The organism is Promicromonospora kroppenstedtii DSM 19349 (assembly GCF_000515355.1).
GTDB classification, from domain to species: Bacteria; Actinomycetota; Actinomycetes; order Actinomycetales; family Cellulomonadaceae; genus Promicromonospora; species Promicromonospora kroppenstedtii.
Genome location: NZ_KI911640.1, coordinates 1,369 through 2,563, shown reverse-complemented (window position 1 = coordinate 2,563; position 1,195 = coordinate 1,369). Strand labels below are relative to the sequence as shown.

The following is a 1,195-nucleotide window of genomic DNA, read 5'->3' as shown; positions in this document are numbered from 1 at the left end:
CTCGTGCTGGCGCCGTAGGCCAGGGCGGACAGCGCCGCGGCCCGAGTACGCCCCAGCAGCGCGGCGAGCACCCGCTCGCGGTGCCCGCCGCCGGTCGGCTGGAGCCAGGACAGCCCGTGCGGCACGGGGTAGACGAGCACGGGCGGGAGCTCCGGGTCGGCCAGCGAGATGGGGGCGCGCCAGCAGAAGAACGCCGGCTGCAGGGTGAGCCCCCGGCCCTCCAGGTACACGTCGCGGTCCGCGGCGGTGTCGACGCACAGCACCGGGTCGCGCCAGGTGATCGTCGGGTGCACCGACGCCAGGAGCGCCTGCGTGCCGCCGCTGGTCAGGGTGCGGACGCGGGCGGCTACGTCGGCCTCGACGGCGCCGCGGACCGCCGTCCAGTGCGGCGCCAGCGCCTGGTCGTGGAACGCCTTGGCGGCCACACCCAGCCGCTGCCTGGCCACCGTCGAACGGTGCAGGTCGGCGGCCCAGCGGGGCACCTCGCGGCGTCGGCTCAGCAGCTCCAGCTCGTTCCGGAACCGGGCCGACGGCGTGCTCAGCATCGTGTCCAGGCCCTCGCCGAAGTCGGTGGACCCGCCCGCGGGCGTGAGGAAGTCGGGCGTGTAGCCGCGCGGCGGCGTCAGCCCCAGGTAGGAGCGCGCCTCCCGGGTGAGCCCGGACACGACCTGCGAGCGCCACTGCCCGAAGACGAGCGGGCCGTGCGCGACGTTGATCTGGTGCGCGCTCAGCACCGCCTCCCACAGCGGGTCGGGCCCAGGGGCGAGCCGTACCCGCAGCAGGTCCTGCGTGGTGAAGTGGATGCGTAGCATCCAGCCATTCCACTCGGCGCCGGTTTCAGACCGCTTTCAGGCGCACCCGGTCCGACCTGCGCTTTCCTGTCCGGTCCGGACCCGGCAGGATGGCCGGGTGGACGACGGGGACGACGGGGACGACGGAGACGACGGGGACCGGCCCGTGGTCACGGTCGCCCTGCTGGGACCGTTCGCCGTCCGGGTCGGCGACGAGCCGGTGCGGCTGCCGGACCGGCTCCGCTCCCTCCTGGCCGGGCTCGCCGTGGGCCGGGGCGAGCCCGTGACCGTGGAGCGCCTGGTCGACGTGGTGTGGGGCGAGGACCTGCCGGCCAACCCACGCGCGGCCCTGCAGAGCCTCGTGTCCCGGTTGCGTGCCCTGGGCCCGGACGTCGTGCGGTCCA

Annotated in this window: 2 protein-coding genes; one reads left to right on the top strand and one right to left on the bottom strand. The window is 75.6% G+C overall.

Annotated features, from left to right (window positions below; translation table 11 throughout):
• A partial coding sequence (locus PROKR_RS34245) for a DUF5937 family protein (RefSeq protein ID WP_051432764.1) occupies positions 1-812 on the bottom strand: 812 nt, incomplete at its 3' end.
• A gap of 97 nt (positions 813-909) precedes the next feature.
• Here PROKR_RS34245 and PROKR_RS07490 point away from each other — a divergent pair.
• A partial coding sequence (locus PROKR_RS07490) for an AfsR/SARP family transcriptional regulator (RefSeq protein WP_036961449.1) occupies positions 910-1,195 on the top strand: 286 nt, incomplete at its 3' end.